Annotated in this window: 1 protein-coding gene; it reads left to right on the top strand. The window is 60.1% G+C overall.

What is annotated here, in order from left to right:
* A partial coding sequence (locus tag AC0QHF_RS11430; protein ID WP_324704337.1) for a hypothetical protein occupies positions 1-293 on the top strand: 293 nt, incomplete at both ends.

Below are 293 nucleotides of genomic sequence, written 5' to 3'. Positions count from 1 at the left end.
CTGGTATTCACCCCCGACGACTGGGATACGGCCAAAACCGTGACCGTGACGGGGGTGGACGACTCCGTAGTTGACGGGCCTCAAGCCTACACCATCGAAGTGAGACCGGCTACCAGCGACGATGCCAACTACAGCGGTTTCAATGCCGCCGATGTCGCCGTCAGCAATGCCGACAACGATACCGCCGGAATTACCGTCAACCCCACGGCAGGTTTGACCACGACGGAAGACGGGGGGACGGCAGAATTTACGGTGGTTCTCAATACCCAGCCGACAGCCGATGTTGCGATCGC

This window comes from Lyngbya sp. CCY1209 (assembly GCF_055795065.1).
This window is presented reverse-complemented; position numbering and strand designations above follow the sequence as displayed.